The 13981-nt window shown below is 30.7% G+C and carries 13 protein-coding genes; 11 read left to right on the top strand and 2 right to left on the bottom strand.

Going from position 1 to position 13981, the window contains the following annotated elements:
- Positions 1-78: 78 nt before the first annotated feature.
- From HGI79_RS04735 to HGI79_RS04690, 10 genes are all read left to right on the top strand, one after another.
- Complete coding sequence (locus tag HGI79_RS04735) at positions 79-927, top strand: energy-coupling factor transporter ATPase (protein ID WP_185649510.1); 849 nt, start codon at positions 79-81, stop codon at positions 925-927.
- Positions 912-1766, top strand: coding sequence for an energy-coupling factor transporter ATPase (locus HGI79_RS04730; protein WP_185649509.1), 855 nt, complete (start codon positions 912-914; stop codon positions 1764-1766). Before HGI79_RS04735 ends, HGI79_RS04730 begins: the two co-directional genes overlap by 16 nt.
- Positions 1767-1778: 12 nt before the next feature.
- A complete protein-coding gene (locus HGI79_RS04725) occupies positions 1779-2585 on the top strand; it encodes an energy-coupling factor transporter transmembrane protein EcfT (protein ID WP_185649508.1) in 807 nt (268 codons plus the stop codon).
- The gene (gene truA, locus HGI79_RS04720) at positions 2585-3319 is read left to right on the top strand and encodes a tRNA pseudouridine(38-40) synthase TruA (protein WP_185649547.1); all 735 of its coding nucleotides are present in this window, start codon (positions 2585-2587) and stop codon (positions 3317-3319) included. Before HGI79_RS04725 ends, truA begins: the two co-directional genes overlap by 1 nt.
- 211 nt (positions 3320-3530) lie before the next feature.
- A complete protein-coding gene (gene rplM, locus HGI79_RS04715) occupies positions 3531-3965 on the top strand; it encodes a 50S ribosomal protein L13 (RefSeq protein ID WP_185649507.1) in 435 nt (144 codons plus the stop codon).
- 25 nt (positions 3966-3990) lie between these two features.
- A complete protein-coding gene (rpsI, locus tag HGI79_RS04710) occupies positions 3991-4383 on the top strand; it encodes a 30S ribosomal protein S9 (protein ID WP_185649506.1) in 393 nt (130 codons plus the stop codon).
- A gap of 108 nt (positions 4384-4491) precedes the next feature.
- Positions 4492-5208 carry an N-acetylmuramoyl-L-alanine amidase CwlD gene (gene cwlD / locus HGI79_RS04705; RefSeq protein ID WP_185649505.1) on the top strand — a complete coding sequence of 239 codons (717 nt, stop codon included), beginning with the start codon at positions 4492-4494 and terminating at the stop codon, positions 5206-5208.
- A gap of 268 nt (positions 5209-5476) precedes the next feature.
- Complete coding sequence (locus HGI79_RS04700; RefSeq protein ID WP_185649504.1) at positions 5477-6499, top strand: GntR family transcriptional regulator; 1023 nt, start codon at positions 5477-5479, stop codon at positions 6497-6499.
- A 355-nt stretch (positions 6500-6854) separates the two neighbouring features.
- On the top strand, positions 6855-7697 hold the full coding sequence (locus tag HGI79_RS04695; protein WP_185649503.1) for a fumarate hydratase: 843 nt from the start codon (positions 6855-6857) through the stop codon (positions 7695-7697).
- A 109-nt stretch (positions 7698-7806) separates the two neighbouring features.
- Positions 7807-8364: a Fe-S-containing hydro-lyase gene (locus HGI79_RS04690; RefSeq protein WP_185649502.1), complete on the top strand. Its 558-nt coding sequence runs from the start codon at positions 7807-7809 to the stop codon at positions 8362-8364.
- 86 nt (positions 8365-8450) lie between these two features.
- Here HGI79_RS04690 and glgP read toward each other — a convergent pair whose 3' ends face one another.
- Positions 8451-10079: an alpha-glucan family phosphorylase gene (gene glgP, locus HGI79_RS04685; RefSeq protein WP_185649501.1), complete on the bottom strand. Its 1629-nt coding sequence runs from the start codon at positions 10077-10079 to the stop codon at positions 8451-8453.
- Positions 10080-10418: 339 nt separating this feature from the next.
- Between glgP and HGI79_RS04680 the strand changes: the two genes are divergently transcribed.
- Positions 10419-11168: a tetratricopeptide repeat protein gene (locus tag HGI79_RS04680; RefSeq protein ID WP_395939507.1), complete on the top strand. Its 750-nt coding sequence runs from the start codon at positions 10419-10421 to the stop codon at positions 11166-11168.
- A gap of 503 nt (positions 11169-11671) precedes the next feature.
- Here the strand turns inward: HGI79_RS04680 and HGI79_RS04675 are convergent.
- Entirely contained in the window at positions 11672-13672 is a 2001-nt protein-coding gene (locus tag HGI79_RS04675) for a sigma 54-interacting transcriptional regulator (RefSeq protein WP_185649500.1), read from the bottom strand.
- Between the last annotated feature and the right edge of the window lie 309 nt (positions 13673-13981).

The raw sequence follows: 13981 nt of genomic DNA, 5'->3' as shown, positions 1-13981 counted from the left end.
ATAAAGTATAACTCTAATAAAATCGCTTATCTTAATGAATTATATAGTATTTATGTGTTAAGTTAGCGGGGTGTTTCTATGAAAGAAATAATGATACAGTGCAAAAATGTTATTTATAAGTATGAAAATAGTGACCAAGATAACACTAGATTGGCTCTAAATGATATAAATCTTCAGGTTAACAAGGGGGAATTCCTTGTTATACTAGGTAGAAACGGGTCAGGTAAGTCAACTATAGCAAAGCACATGAACGCATTACTCATTCCTAACAGTGGGAAAGTTCATGTAGGTAAACTAGACACAGCAGATGAAAATAATACATGGGTTATTAGGAATAAGGCAGGTATGGTGTTTCAAAACCCGGATAACCAAATAGTAGCAACTATTGTTGAGGAAGATGTAGCGTTCGGTCCAGAAAATCTAGGTATAGAACCATTAGAAATTAAATCTAGAGTGGATGAGTCTCTTAAGAAAGTAAACATGTATGACTATAGAAGGCATGCTCCTCACCTTCTATCAGGAGGTCAAAAACAGAGGGTTGCTATAGCGGGAGTACTAGCTATGAGACCAGAATGTATAATATTTGACGAATCTACAGCTATGCTTGATCCGTCAGGAAGAAAAGAAGTAATAAAAACTATAAAAGAAATAAATGAAAAGTATGGTATGACAGTAATACTCATTACTCACTATATGGAAGAAGCAGCAGAAGCCCATAGAATTATTGTTATGGATGAAGGTAAGGTCATGATGGAAGGTACACCTAGAGATATTTTTAGTCAAGTTAGAAAGATGAAAAGTATAGGACTTGATGTGCCACAAATGACAGAGCTGGCTTATGAATTAAAAAATAGTGGTATTAGCAGTATTAATGAAAATATATTAACTATAAATGAAATGGTGGATGAATTATGTCGATTAAGATAGAGAATTTAACTCATATATATATGAAAGGTTCACCTTTTGAGAAAAAGGCACTTGATGATGTAAGTATCACTATAAATGATGGAGAATTTGTAGCATTAATTGGTCATACTGGTTCTGGTAAATCCACACTTATTCAACATATCAATGGGCTTTTAAAGCCACATTCAGGGAAAATTGTTATAGATGATTTTGATATAACACAGAAAAAAGCAAATCTAAATTCTATAAGGAAAAAAGTAGGCCTTGTATTTCAATATCCAGAATATCAGCTATTTGAAGAGACTATTGAAAAAGATATTGCATTTGGACCTAAAAATTTGGCATTAGATGAAGAACAGATAAATAAAAGAGTAAGAAGAGCTATGAATATAGTTGGATTAGATTATGACAGCTATAAGAATAAGTCACCATTTGAATTAAGTGGAGGCCAAAAAAGAAGAGTAGCAATAGCGGGTGTTGTAGCTATGGAACCTAGAGTATTAATACTAGATGAGCCAACAGCAGGTCTGGATCCAAAGGGAAGAGATGATATACTAGGAAAAATAAAAGAGTTACACAAAGAATACAGAATGACAATAATACTGGTATCACATAGTATGGAAGATGTGGCAAAGCTTGCAGATAGAATTTTAGTTATGAATAAAGGAAAATGTATACTTGATGGAGCACCAAATCAAGTGTTTAAAGAGATAGATACATTAGAAAGTGTTGGTCTTGCAGTACCTCATGTAACATATCTCATAAGAAGCCTTAGAGAAAAAGGTTTTAATATACCTGATAGTGTATTTACTATAGATCAGGCGAAAGAAGAAATATTAAAAATATTAAATAAACGTTAGGGGAGTTAGTAAATGATTAAAGATATTACAATAGGACAATATGTACCAGGTGAATCTTTTGTACACAAGCTAGATCCAAGAACTAAAATAATAATATCTTTAATATATATAATAGATTTGTTTCTAGTAGATAGCTTTAAAGGGTACATATTTATAGTGGCATTTACTTTACTTTCAATAATCATCTCTAAAGTTCAGTTTACGTATATATATAAGGGCCTTAAACCTGTACTGATTTTAGTATTAATAACAGCTTTAATAAATGTACTTATGACTGGTGGAAGCTCAGAGCCTCTTTATCATTGGAAATTCATAACCATATATAAAGAGGGGTTAACCTTGGCGGCGTTTATGGTCTTAAGACTAATCTTTTTAATTGTTGGCACATCTTTACTGACATTAACTACTTCACCTATAGAATTAACGGATGGAATTGAAAGATTATTAAATCCATTTAAGAAAATAGGGATACCTGCCCATGAACTTGCAATGATGATGACTATTGCACTAAGATTTATTCCTACTCTTATGGATGAAACTGATAAGATAATGAAAGCACAAATGGCTAGGGGAGCAGACTTTGAATCAGGAAATCTTATGCAAAGGGCAAGGAACCTAATTCCTATACTTGTGCCTTTATTCATAAGCTCCTTTAGACGAGCAGATGAATTGGCTATGGCTATGGAGGCCAGATGTTATAGGGGCGGTGAAGGTAGAACAAGAATGAAGCAATTAAGACTTACAACAAGGGATATTACGGCATCAGTCATCATGCTTGCTTTAGTAGGTGTATCTATATGGAGCAGGATGTGGCATTAATGAAAAACATAAAGCTAATTATAGAATATGATGGTACAAATTATGCAGGGTGGCAAAAACAAAATAATGCTACTACTATTCAAGAAAAAGTTGAAGAAGCAATAGAAAGTATAACAGGATCTTTAGTAGAAGTAACAGGGTCAAGTAGAACCGATGCTGGAGTACATGCAAAAGGATTTGTATGTAACTTTTTTACTGAAAGCAATATACCCGGAGAAAACTTCAAGAGAGCGCTTAATAGATTTTTACCACAAGATATAGTTGTCTTAAGTTCCGAAGAAGTACCAGTAGCTTTTCATGCTAGATATAATAGTATAGCAAAAAGGTATGTTTACACTATAGTTAATGGACCTCAAAGACCTGCCATTGGAAGAAACTATGTCCACTACTTTTATAGAAAACTGGACATTGAAAAAATGAGAGAAGCGGCAAAATATTTTATAGGTACCCATGATTTTTCGGCATTTAAAAACAAGGGTAGTTCAGTTAAGACTTCTGTTAGAACAATAAAAGAGTTGAAGGTTCTGGAAAATAACAATATTATTAGCTTCAGCATTATTGGAGATGGCTTTCTATACAATATGGTAAGAATAATAGTTGGGACACTTCTAGAAGTTGGAGTAGGCAGGTTTAAGCCAGAGTATATTCCAGAGATAATTTGTTCTAAAGATAGAGCAAAAGCAGGTAAATCAGCACCTGCTAGTGGATTATGTTTGGAAGAAGTATTTTATTAGAGGACTATAAGTATAATATGATATGGAAAAATTATATGTTTTTATAAAATAACTAAATTATTAGTTGTAATAATTAAATTTATTGACACACCAGGCAAGTTGTATTATAATATAAACGTTGTATTAAAAAGTATAGAAGATCCACTAGCCCCGGGTCTTTATATAGAAGAACGTAAGAATTTTATGTAGATGAGTTCAGGGAGGGAAAATGATGAAATCATACATAGCAAAACCACAAGAAGTTGAAAGAAAATGGTATGTAGTTGATGCTGCTGGAAAACCACTAGGAAGAGTAGCAAGTCAAGTTGCATCAATATTAAGAGGAAAAAATAAACCAACATTTACACCACATGTTGACACTGGAGATTTCGTTATAATAATAAATGCAGAGAAGGTTGTTTTAACTGGTAAAAAATTAGATCAAAAAATGTTAAGACACCATACATTATATCCAGGTGGTTTAAAAGAAACTCCATACAGAGAAGCTTTAAGCAAAAAGCCTGAATTTGTATTTGAAGAAGCAGTTAGAAGAATGCTTCCAAAGGGAGTATTAGGAAGACAAATGCTTAAGAAACTAAAAGTATACAGAGGTGCTGAGCACAATCAACAAGCTCAAAAACCAGAAGTATTAGAACTTAAGTATTAATTGGAAGCTGGAAGGAGGATAAAAAATGGCTAAGGTTCAGTATTTTGGAACAGGAAGAAGAAAAAAATCAATCGCTAGAGTAAGACTTGTACCTGGTGAAGGTAAAGTTGTAATAAATAAAAGAGATGCAGAAACTTACTTTGGACTAGAAACTTTAAGAGTTATACTTAATCAACCATTAGTTCTTACTGGAACTAAAGAAAAGTTTGATGTATTAGTAAATGTACATGGTGGCGGATATACTGGTCAGGCAGGCGCTATAAGACACGGAATAGCAAGAGCACTTTTAAAAGCTGATGAAAATTTAAGACCAGAGCTTAAGAAAGCTGGTTTCTTAACAAGAGATCCAAGAATGAAGGAAAGAAAGAAATACGGTCTTAAAAAAGCAAGAAGAGCTCCACAATTCTCAAAGAGATAAAGAAAAGAGAGGAAATTCCTCTCTTTTTTTATTTGTTACAAATATATTTATTAAAATACTACAATGGTGCATAAAATATATATGAAGTTTTGTTTAGGAGGGGGAAAGTTGCATTTAAAAAATACTAAATTGTTAATTGTAGTTTGTGTTATATTTTTTAGTTTAGCTTCTATATTTTATGCTAATGTAAAATATTCTATATTTGCATTAGGTAATAAGATTAGTCTTAGCGAGACTAAGGATATACTTATTTTACTAGACCCAGGACATGGTGGTATTGACGGGGGAGCTGTATCACCTAGTGGGATTATGGAAAAAGACATAAATTTAAAAATAAGTTTAAAGGTTAGAGATAAACTGCAAAAGGAAGGCTATAAGGTAATGTTAACTAGAGAAGAAGACAAAGGTCTTTATACAGATGAGGGAAAAATAAGAAAGAAAAAGATAGAAGATTTAAATAATAGATCTAAAATGAAGAAGGAATCTAGTTGTAATATGTTTATAAGTATACATTTAAATATGTTTCCAGAATCTAAATACTATGGTGCGCAAGTATGGTATTCCAGAAATAAGGATAGTGAGAAACTAGCCAAAATAGTTCAACAGAATCTTAAAGCAGATTTAGATATGTCTAATAATAGGCAAGAAAAACCAGCATTAGATTCATATAAGGTATTGAGAGTAAATGATGAAATGCCAAGTGTATTGGTTGAATGTGGTTTTTTATCCAATCCTATGGAAGAAGGAAAATTAAAAAGTGATGAATATCAAGATAAAATTGCAGATTCTATAGTTAAATCTGTAAAAGCTTATTATTCTCAGTAACAAATAAAAAGGCTTTCTCAAGATATATTTTTACTTAAGGATTTATTAATAATCTTTTATAATTAAAGATTAACACTATCAGTTTATTGAATTCTAATAAACTGATAGTGTTTTTATTATATCGAGCATAATTATCAAGACCATTAAAAAACATGCATGTGTTTTTACTTTTAAGACAGATCTTTTAGCATTATCGTAGTTATCATAGTTTTACTGATATTTATCTGGAAAAAAATAATTGATGTCTACTTTTTAGTGTGTTATCATTATGTTGAATAAATGGATTAGTCCATTAATCCAATTAAATTCTGAGGTGATTACTATAGATATTAAAGTGAGCAAAGAAAGCGGAGTACCTCTTTATCTTCAAGTTAAAAAGCAAATTATGGATTTTATTAAAGGTGGTACATTGAAGGTTGGGAATAAGATGCCCACAGAGAGAGAGCTATCTGAGAAGTTAAAGGTTAGCAGGAATACTGTAAGTACTGCATATAATGAATTGGAGCAAGAAGGTGTATTAAAATCATATCAAGGCAGAGGTACATTTGTAGCAGAAGAGGCTAATCCTTGGAAGGCTCAAAATATAAAAGAAAAAATAATTAAATTTATAGATTTAGGATTTGAAGAAGCTATTGAAACTGGCATAGATGCAGATGAATTTTTAGAAATAGTTGCTCAGAGAGTAAAAGAAAAAAGAGAACTTATGAGTAAAATAACAGCGCTATATGTAGAGTGTAACATAGAACAGGCTAAAATGTTCAGTAAACAGTTAACTGATAGCACTAATATGAATGTAGTGCCATTTACTTTAGAGGATATAAGAAACATAAATAACCAAAATAAACATATAGTAGAGAATTGTCAAGTTATTATAGCTACATTTAATCATGTAAATGAAGTTGTTAAGTTAACTAAGCCCTTCAAGAAGGAAGTAATAGGTGTAGCTATTAATGTAGATTTACAAACCATAGTAAAAATAGCTAGATATCCTGAAGATGCACGGTTTGCATTTATATGTATCTCGCAAGAATTTATGTTTAAGGCTAGAGGAGCATTAGAAAAAGCTGGACTTAGTAATATAAACATTCAATATACTAATACTTGGGACAAGGATGAGTTGAGAAAAATTATAAATAACTCCGATGTAATTATAGTTTCACCGGGCAGATATAATGATGTAAAGGAAAATGTTTTAAACCATAAGGAAATACATAGATTCTTATACAGTTTAGATGATAACTCCATAAAAGCTCTAAAATCAAAGCTAATAGAATTAAAATATCAAAAGTAGTTTGTAACTGCAATTCGTAATATACAATATATATATTGTATATTCATAAACTTTTGTATAAATATTATATTTAAAATTACTCTGAAGCTGCATCGTTCTGTTTAAAAATCTTTTATATTAGTTCAAATTACGAATTGCAGGTTTGTAAATAATCTGTTGATAAATCGTACTGTAAGAAATAAAATACTTATAGCAAAGATAGTTTTATTTAATACTGTTTTTTTAGATATATTTATATATTTATATATTTATATATTTAATAGCTTTGAGTATATTAGGATCTCGTTAAAAACAACATATAAAAACAGTATTAAATTTTGCTATTAAAATTGTAAAAAAGGAGAGCTATATAATTATGAAGGAAATAAATACACTACAGATAACAGAGAAAGTAAAGAAACTATGTATATATTCTAATTATTATCTTTCTGGTGATGTAAAGAAAAAGATTGAAGAAGCGTATGAGGAAGAAAGCTGGCCTATGGCAAAAGGTATTTTAGATAAAATACTTACTAATGTAGACATAGCTAAAAATGAAGATATGCCAATATGCCAAGATACTGGTATGGCCTGTGTATTTGTAGAGATAGGGCAAGATGTTCATATAGTAGGTGGTTCTATAGAGGACGCTATAAATGAGGGCGTAAGACAAGGATATTTAGAAGGATATTTAAGAAAATCTGTGGTAAAAGATCCTCTAGATAGAGTGAATACAAAGGATAATACTCCTGCAGTTATAAATTATTCTTTAGTTCCTGGAGATAAATTAAAGATAATCTTAGCACCAAAGGGGTTTGGGTCAGAGAATATGAGTAAACTTAAAATGTTAAAACCTTCGGATGGAGTGGAAGGAGTAAAGGAGTTTGTAATTAATGCAGTAAAGGAAGCTGGACCCAATCCATGTCCACCAATAGTTGTTGGTGTTGGAATTGGTGGAACCTTTGATAAAGTAGCATATTTAGCTAAAAAAGCATTACTAAGACCGTTAACAGTAAGAAACGAAAATAGTTTTTACTCAGATTTGGAGAAAGAACTTCTAGAAAAAATTAATGCACTGGGTATAGGACCACAAGGGTTTGGTGGAAAAACTACAGCATTAGCAGTAAATATTGAAACTTACCCTACACACATAGCAGGGCTTCCAGTTGCTGTAAATATAAATTGTCATGTTACAAGGCATGCAGAAGTAGAGCTATAAGATATTATTTTATACTAAAATACATATATGCTTAGGTTCGTAGACGGAAAATCTAATATTAGTAGTTATGACTTTAGTTTTTTATTTAAATGATGGAGGTATATAGTACATGGATAAAAGAATAACAACCCCACTAACTTCAGATAAAGTTAAAGATCTGAGAGCTGGAGATAGTGTGCTAATATCAGGTATAATATATACAGCAAGAGATGCTGCACATAAAAGGCTTGTAGAGCTTTTAGATAAGGGAGAAAGTCTTCCTATAGATGTTAAGGACTCAATTATATACTATGTTGGACCAAGTCCAGCCAAACCAGGGCAACCTATAGGATCAGCAGGACCTACTACAAGTTATAGAATGGATTCCTATGCTCCAAGCTTGTTAGATATAGGTTTAAAAGGAATGATTGGAAAGGGATCTAGATCTAAGGAAGTAGTAGAGTCAATGAAAAAAAATAATGCTGTATATTTTGCAGCTATAGGAGGAGCAGCTGCATTAATGGGTAAGTCAATAAAAACTTCAGAATTAATTGCATATGAAGATTTAGGATCTGAAGCTATAAGAAAACTAGAAGTAGAGGACTTACCTGTTGTAGTAGTTATTGATTCGCAAGGTAATAATCTTTATGAATTAGGTCAAAGCGCATATCTTAATTCTATAAAATAATTTTGTACATATAAAAACTTGCTGTGTAAAAAATAATGATCACCTATGCTTAAAAAAAGTGTAATAAGTATAGGTGATCACATTTGTTATGATTCCTTTATATATAATTTTTCATAGTATTCAGTAAGCATTCTTTCAACAGCAAAATATTTCTTTGTAGTTCTTATGCTTTCTTTCATCATAGCTACCCATTTATCTCTGTTGTTATAATAAGTAGGAATAACTCTATTTAAAAGAGTATGGTAAAGTGCATTGCAATCATGTTCATCTAATTCTCTTAAAGTAGAGAAATCCTCCACAGATTTTCCATCACCGAATTGCCAACCATTTATGTCATCCTCACAAGCTTCAGGCCACCATCCGTCTAATATAGAACAATTAAGAACGCCATTCATTGCTGCCTTCATGCCAGAAGTACCACTAGCTTCCAAAGGCTTCCTCGGATTATTTAGCCATACATCAGAGCCTCTTGTAAGTATTCTACCAATATTCATATCATAATTCTCTAAGAATACTACGCTATTAGGATACTTCTTCATCATTGAAACTAAATTTGCTACAATAGCTTTTCCTGTATCATCAAGAGGATGAGCTTTACCGGAAAACACTATCTGTACTATTCCAATATTTAAGAGAGGGTCAATTGTTTCAGGTTTTGTAAATATTAAATCACTTCTTTTATATGGAGCTGCTCTTCTTGAGAAACCTATTAATAGTTTATCTATATTCAATTTAATGTTACTTCTTTTATAAATGAAATCAATAAGCTCATTTTTTATTTCCATATGGGTAGACCACAGATCACCATTTTCATTAAAAGCTTTAGTAATTCTTTCATCAACCCAGGTTGGGGTATGTATAGCATTTGTTATTCCTATTATTTCGCTTCTACCGGCTACAGTCTTCCACATCTTGTTTGCAGTATCAGCGTGAAGCTGTGCTACTGCATTTGATTTTCTTGATAATCTTAATCCAGCCACAGTCATATTAAATGGATCTCCGCCTATGCGTATCATTTGATCTCTGGATAAACCATTAAAAGCACCCATGTATTCTAGCTTATCTATTGGATGAGATTCGTTTCCTTGTATTATTGGAGTATGTGTTGTAAAGACAACTTCTTCACGGGTAATTTTCCAAGCATCTTCAAAATTATATCCAGAGCTCATTTTTTCTCTTATAAGCTCTAGAGCCGCAAAATCAGCATGTCCTTCATTGAAATGGTATACGTCAATAGGTAGACTTAATTCTCTTATGGCTCTAATCCCACCTATTCCAAGTACCATTTCTTGAGCTATTCTTTCCTCTCCAAACCAACCATATAGTTGTCCTGTTATCCAAGCATCTTCATTTTCAGGTAAGTCTGTATCTAAGAGATAGATAGGATTATTATTAAATTTTTCATTTTTCCATACCTTACATACAACATTAACGTTTCTTATTCTTACTGTAACTTTAATTCCAGTATCCTCTAAGAAGTCATATTTATAGTTATAATAAGTATCATAAGGCTGGCCGGATTTATCGATGACTTGATCTGTATATCCTTGTTTCCACTTTATACCGATTCCTATTAAAGGCAAGTCCATATCTTTTGAACCCTTAAGATGATCACCAGCAAGTATTCCTAGACCGCCAGCATATGTTTTAAAATCAGAGTTTAAGCCATATTCCATACAAAAATAAGCAACTTTGGGAAGGTTATTTTTATTCATGACATCCTCCTTAATAAATAATAGCATTTTTTCTATATAATTATATTAGTATTATTAGTAACATATTATATATAATAAATACAATGGTTTACATAAATGGAAAGTTAATTCTAAAAATTAATTTATCAAATGCTAATTTGCCACTTTTGCATATAACGTACATTTAGAATATTAATATTATTGTTAAGTTAGTAAATTAGATAGGATTAGGTTTACAGTTAACTATCTATATTATACAAACTTATAAAATTGTTTATAATTCTTATTTATCTATAGTATAATTAGTTACTATAAGGATTAAAGTTAACAAAGATTTAAATAGCAATAGGAGGAGTAACATTGGGGTTAAGAAATAGATATAATAATTTATCAAATTACTTATTTGGTAGGTTTTCATTGAAAAAAAAGCTTATACTATTCTGTATGTTAACACTTATAGTAATTGGCATAGCTTATAAAGAAAAAATCAATACCAGTATTATAAAAAATAACGAGAATATAAATAGTCAGCAAAGTCCAACAATATTAAGTCCAGAAGATAACAAACATAAAGAAATAAATATAAGAAAAAATGAAGAACAAGTTATAAAAGAAGAAAAAAATAAACTCTTAGAAAACAAATATGAAGAAAGTTACAAAGCCTTTAGCGATAAAAAGTATGAAGAAGCAATAAATATTGCTAACAAAATATTAGAAGAGGATAACAGCTTTTATAAAGCTTACAATATAAGAGGAATAGCACTATGTTATAGTAAAAGCTACGAAGAGGGTATGAAAGATATAGATAAAGCATTGGAAATAAGACCTGATTTTGGATATGCCAGATTTAATAAAGCCTTAGCTTATGAACTTCATGGTGACTATGATGATGCTCTAAATTGGTACGATAAGGATTTAGAAATAGAGAACTATATATGGAGTTATTACGGGAAAGCAAGTATTTATGGAAGACGAGGTGATGTAGAGAATACTGTAAAGTATTTAAAAACTGCTGTTGACATGTCACCAGATATTAAAATAATTGCTGAACAAGAGGAAGACTTTAATCCGGTAAAAGATTCTCAGGAGTTTCAGAATATAATAAAGTGAAATTAATTGAAATGTGGTTTTGTCTATAGATAACCACGCCCGAAATTTAACTTAAACGACCGAATATGCTGCCAAACTTCAGCACGTTAAAAACTTTTAATTAGTCTAAAGTTCGTGTTTTAAGCAGAGAGCCAAAATCTGTGATTTTGTGCGAATCGCTTACTCATCTGACGTAAGGAAGAGGAGTTTCATATAAAATAAGAAGTTTTGATAAACTCGTACCTCAGTCCGGACCAACTTATCAATTACCATTGATAAGTCGCTCGTTGAAAGCCATTCAGGCTTTCAACTATATCAAAGCTTCTAAGATTTTCAAAAACACTTCACTAAGACTAATAAAAAAGTTTTTAAAAGTGTCATCAGTTTTGGCAGCATATTCCTACGTATAAGTTAAATTTAAGTTATGATTATCTATATTGAATTAATTCAGCAAGTAGTATCATTTGGTAGTTCAATGGATAAAATAAAAGGTATAAAGCGCTATAAGAGCACCCTATACCTTGTTAATCAACTTCTATATCATACTTTTTACATTTCAATGATATAGTACGATGAGTAACACCTAAAGCCTTGGCAGATTTATTATAACTGCCATATTTTTTCATTGCTAAGGTTATGATCTCTTTTTCATATTCTTCAAGGGTGAGAAGTTCACCATTTTTTAATTTTACCAAGTTCCCACTTTCGTATTCTTCATTTTTTATATAAAAAGGAAGATCTTTTTCAGTTATTATAGTTCCATCGCACATATTTATGGCTCTCTCTATTATGTTTTCAAGTTCTCTTATGTTGCCTGGCCAGTGATATTCTTGAAGATACATAAGGGATTTTTTATCTATACCTGATATATTCTTATTTATTTTATTATTTATCTTATGAATAAAATGTTCTACTAAAAGATTTATGTCCTGTTTTCTGTTCCTTAAAGGAGGAAGCAGTATATTTAAAACATTTAGCCTATAGTATAAGTCTTCCCTAAAGCTTTGTTCTTTTATCATCTCTTCTAAGTTCCTATTTGTTGCTGCTATTATCCTTACATCTACCTTTTGAGTAGTAACACTACCTACACTCTCAAATTCTTTTTCTTGAAGAACTCTCAATAGTTTAACCTGCATTAAGGCTGGCATATCACCTATTTCATCTAGAAATATGGTACCACCATTAGCTATAGCGAACTTACCAGGTTTACTTTTTACAGCTCCTGTAAAAGCACCCTTTTCGTATCCAAAAAGCTCACTCTCAAGTAAATTTTCTGGAATAGCAGCACAGTTAACTCTTACAAAAGGCTTGTCCTGCCTATCGCTACTATTATGGATAGCCTGTGCAATAAGCTCTTTACCAGTACCACTCTCACCACGAATAAGAACTGTAGAAGTCGATTTAGATGCTTTTTCTGCTATAATAAGACAATCCTTAAGTGAACTGCTGCAACCTATTATTGAATTAAAGGAGCTACTTAGTTTTGTATGTCTATTAAGTTCTTCTTTATAGTAGTTTAATCTTTCTTCAGATTGCTCCAATTTTTCAACTAAATCCCTTAACTCATTAATAGGCTTTGAAATGGAAATAACGCCTTTAAATACACCATCTATAAAAATAGGTTCTACAGTAGATAGTATATTGAAATAATTTTTAACTATTACATTTTCTACAGGTTTTTTTGTATTAAATACTTTTAGTCTTAAACCATTAGGAGACACCTCTAATAAGTCTTTTCCTACAATGTTAGAGCTTTTTATTCCAAAGTATTTCTCGTAGGAAGGATTTATATAGCTTATAATTCTTCTTTCATCTACAAAGCATATTAAATCATGAGAGGCTTCCAGTATTTTCTCAAACTTTTCATTTAATTCTTTTATTCCTACTAATTCTGATATGTCTTGAAATACTCCCAATGCTCCAATAATTCTATTGTTAGAGAAAATAGGAGATCTATTTGTAATAACTAAATGATTATTTATATATTGGGTTTCTCCAACTTTACGTTCCTTTGACTTAATTATGTTAGGTAAATCAGAAGTTGGAATAACATCCTTTACAAACAGTCCTATTACATCATTTAGTTCTTTACCAACAATTTTCAGAGCATAATCATTCATTGCAGTAATATATCCGTTAACATCTATTACTAATATACCTACGGGAATATTAGTAACTATTTGCTCATATGCAATAGTGTTTTCTTCTATAATATCATCTATTTTTGACAAAATAGAGTTATTATTAGATATATCTTTAGTTATGAGATTACATAACTCTAAAACAGCATGTTGGCCTTTATTTGAATCTTCTCTGCAAGAAACTTCAATTATTTCACCTTGTTTTATTTTTAAAGAAAGCAAAGCTAGCATACTAATAGCTAAAGGATCTTTAGTTGATGAGTTTTTAATATAAAGGTTAACACCATACTTATGTTTAAGTTCAGTTGCTTTATGAACTATAGTTGCAGCAATTCGTGTATGAATTCCATTATGAATAGGAACAATTATACTATTTGTATACATAATTCACCTCTGTTTGATAAAAAATATCAAATATAAATAATAGTATGATAAAAAGTATCAATTACTATAATACATGAAATTTGTTGATAATTCTAGTGTAACAAATTAAAATGTAAGAAGCCAGTACATAAAAACAAAAGTACCCTGATAATTTTTATCAATATACTTTCGACAAAATATTTTATTTTTAGATTATAAAATATAAAAATTTAAATTAATCATTTAATTTGTTTAGAAATATTAAGCTTTGTGCAACATAAAGTTAATAAATTATATGAAGTTATCTTCTTTATCTATACTTTGGCATGG

The organism is Clostridium sp. DJ247 (assembly GCF_014231265.1).
The sequence above is the reverse complement of the archived record's forward strand: the minus strand, read 5'-3'. Positions and strand labels throughout refer to the sequence as shown.

Excerpts from the sequence above, each read along its gene's own strand:
- HGI79_RS04695 (WP_185649503.1), top strand. The coding sequence starts at position 6,855 with ATGAAGGAAATAAATACACTACAGATAACAGAGAAAGTAAAGAAACTA.
- rpsI (WP_185649506.1), top strand. The coding sequence starts at position 3,991 with ATGGCTAAGGTTCAGTATTTTGGAACAGGAAGAAGAAAAAAATCAATC.
- HGI79_RS04725 (WP_185649508.1), top strand. The coding sequence starts at position 1,779 with ATGATTAAAGATATTACAATAGGACAATATGTACCAGGTGAATCTTTT.
- HGI79_RS04675 (WP_185649500.1), bottom strand. The coding sequence starts at position 13,672 with ATGTATACAAATAGTATAATTGTTCCTATTCATAATGGAATTCATACA.
- HGI79_RS04700 (WP_185649504.1), top strand. The coding sequence starts at position 5,477 with ATGTTGAATAAATGGATTAGTCCATTAATCCAATTAAATTCTGAGGTG.
- glgP (WP_185649501.1), bottom strand. The coding sequence starts at position 10,079 with ATGAATAAAAATAACCTTCCCAAAGTTGCTTATTTTTGTATGGAATAT.
- HGI79_RS04730 (WP_185649509.1), top strand. The coding sequence starts at position 912 with ATGTCGATTAAGATAGAGAATTTAACTCATATATATATGAAAGGTTCA.
- HGI79_RS04690 (WP_185649502.1), top strand. The coding sequence starts at position 7,807 with ATGGATAAAAGAATAACAACCCCACTAACTTCAGATAAAGTTAAAGAT.
- HGI79_RS04735 (WP_185649510.1), top strand. The coding sequence starts at position 79 with ATGAAAGAAATAATGATACAGTGCAAAAATGTTATTTATAAGTATGAA.
- truA (WP_185649547.1), top strand. The coding sequence starts at position 2,585 with ATGAAAAACATAAAGCTAATTATAGAATATGATGGTACAAATTATGCA.
- rplM (WP_185649507.1), top strand. The coding sequence starts at position 3,531 with ATGAAATCATACATAGCAAAACCACAAGAAGTTGAAAGAAAATGGTAT.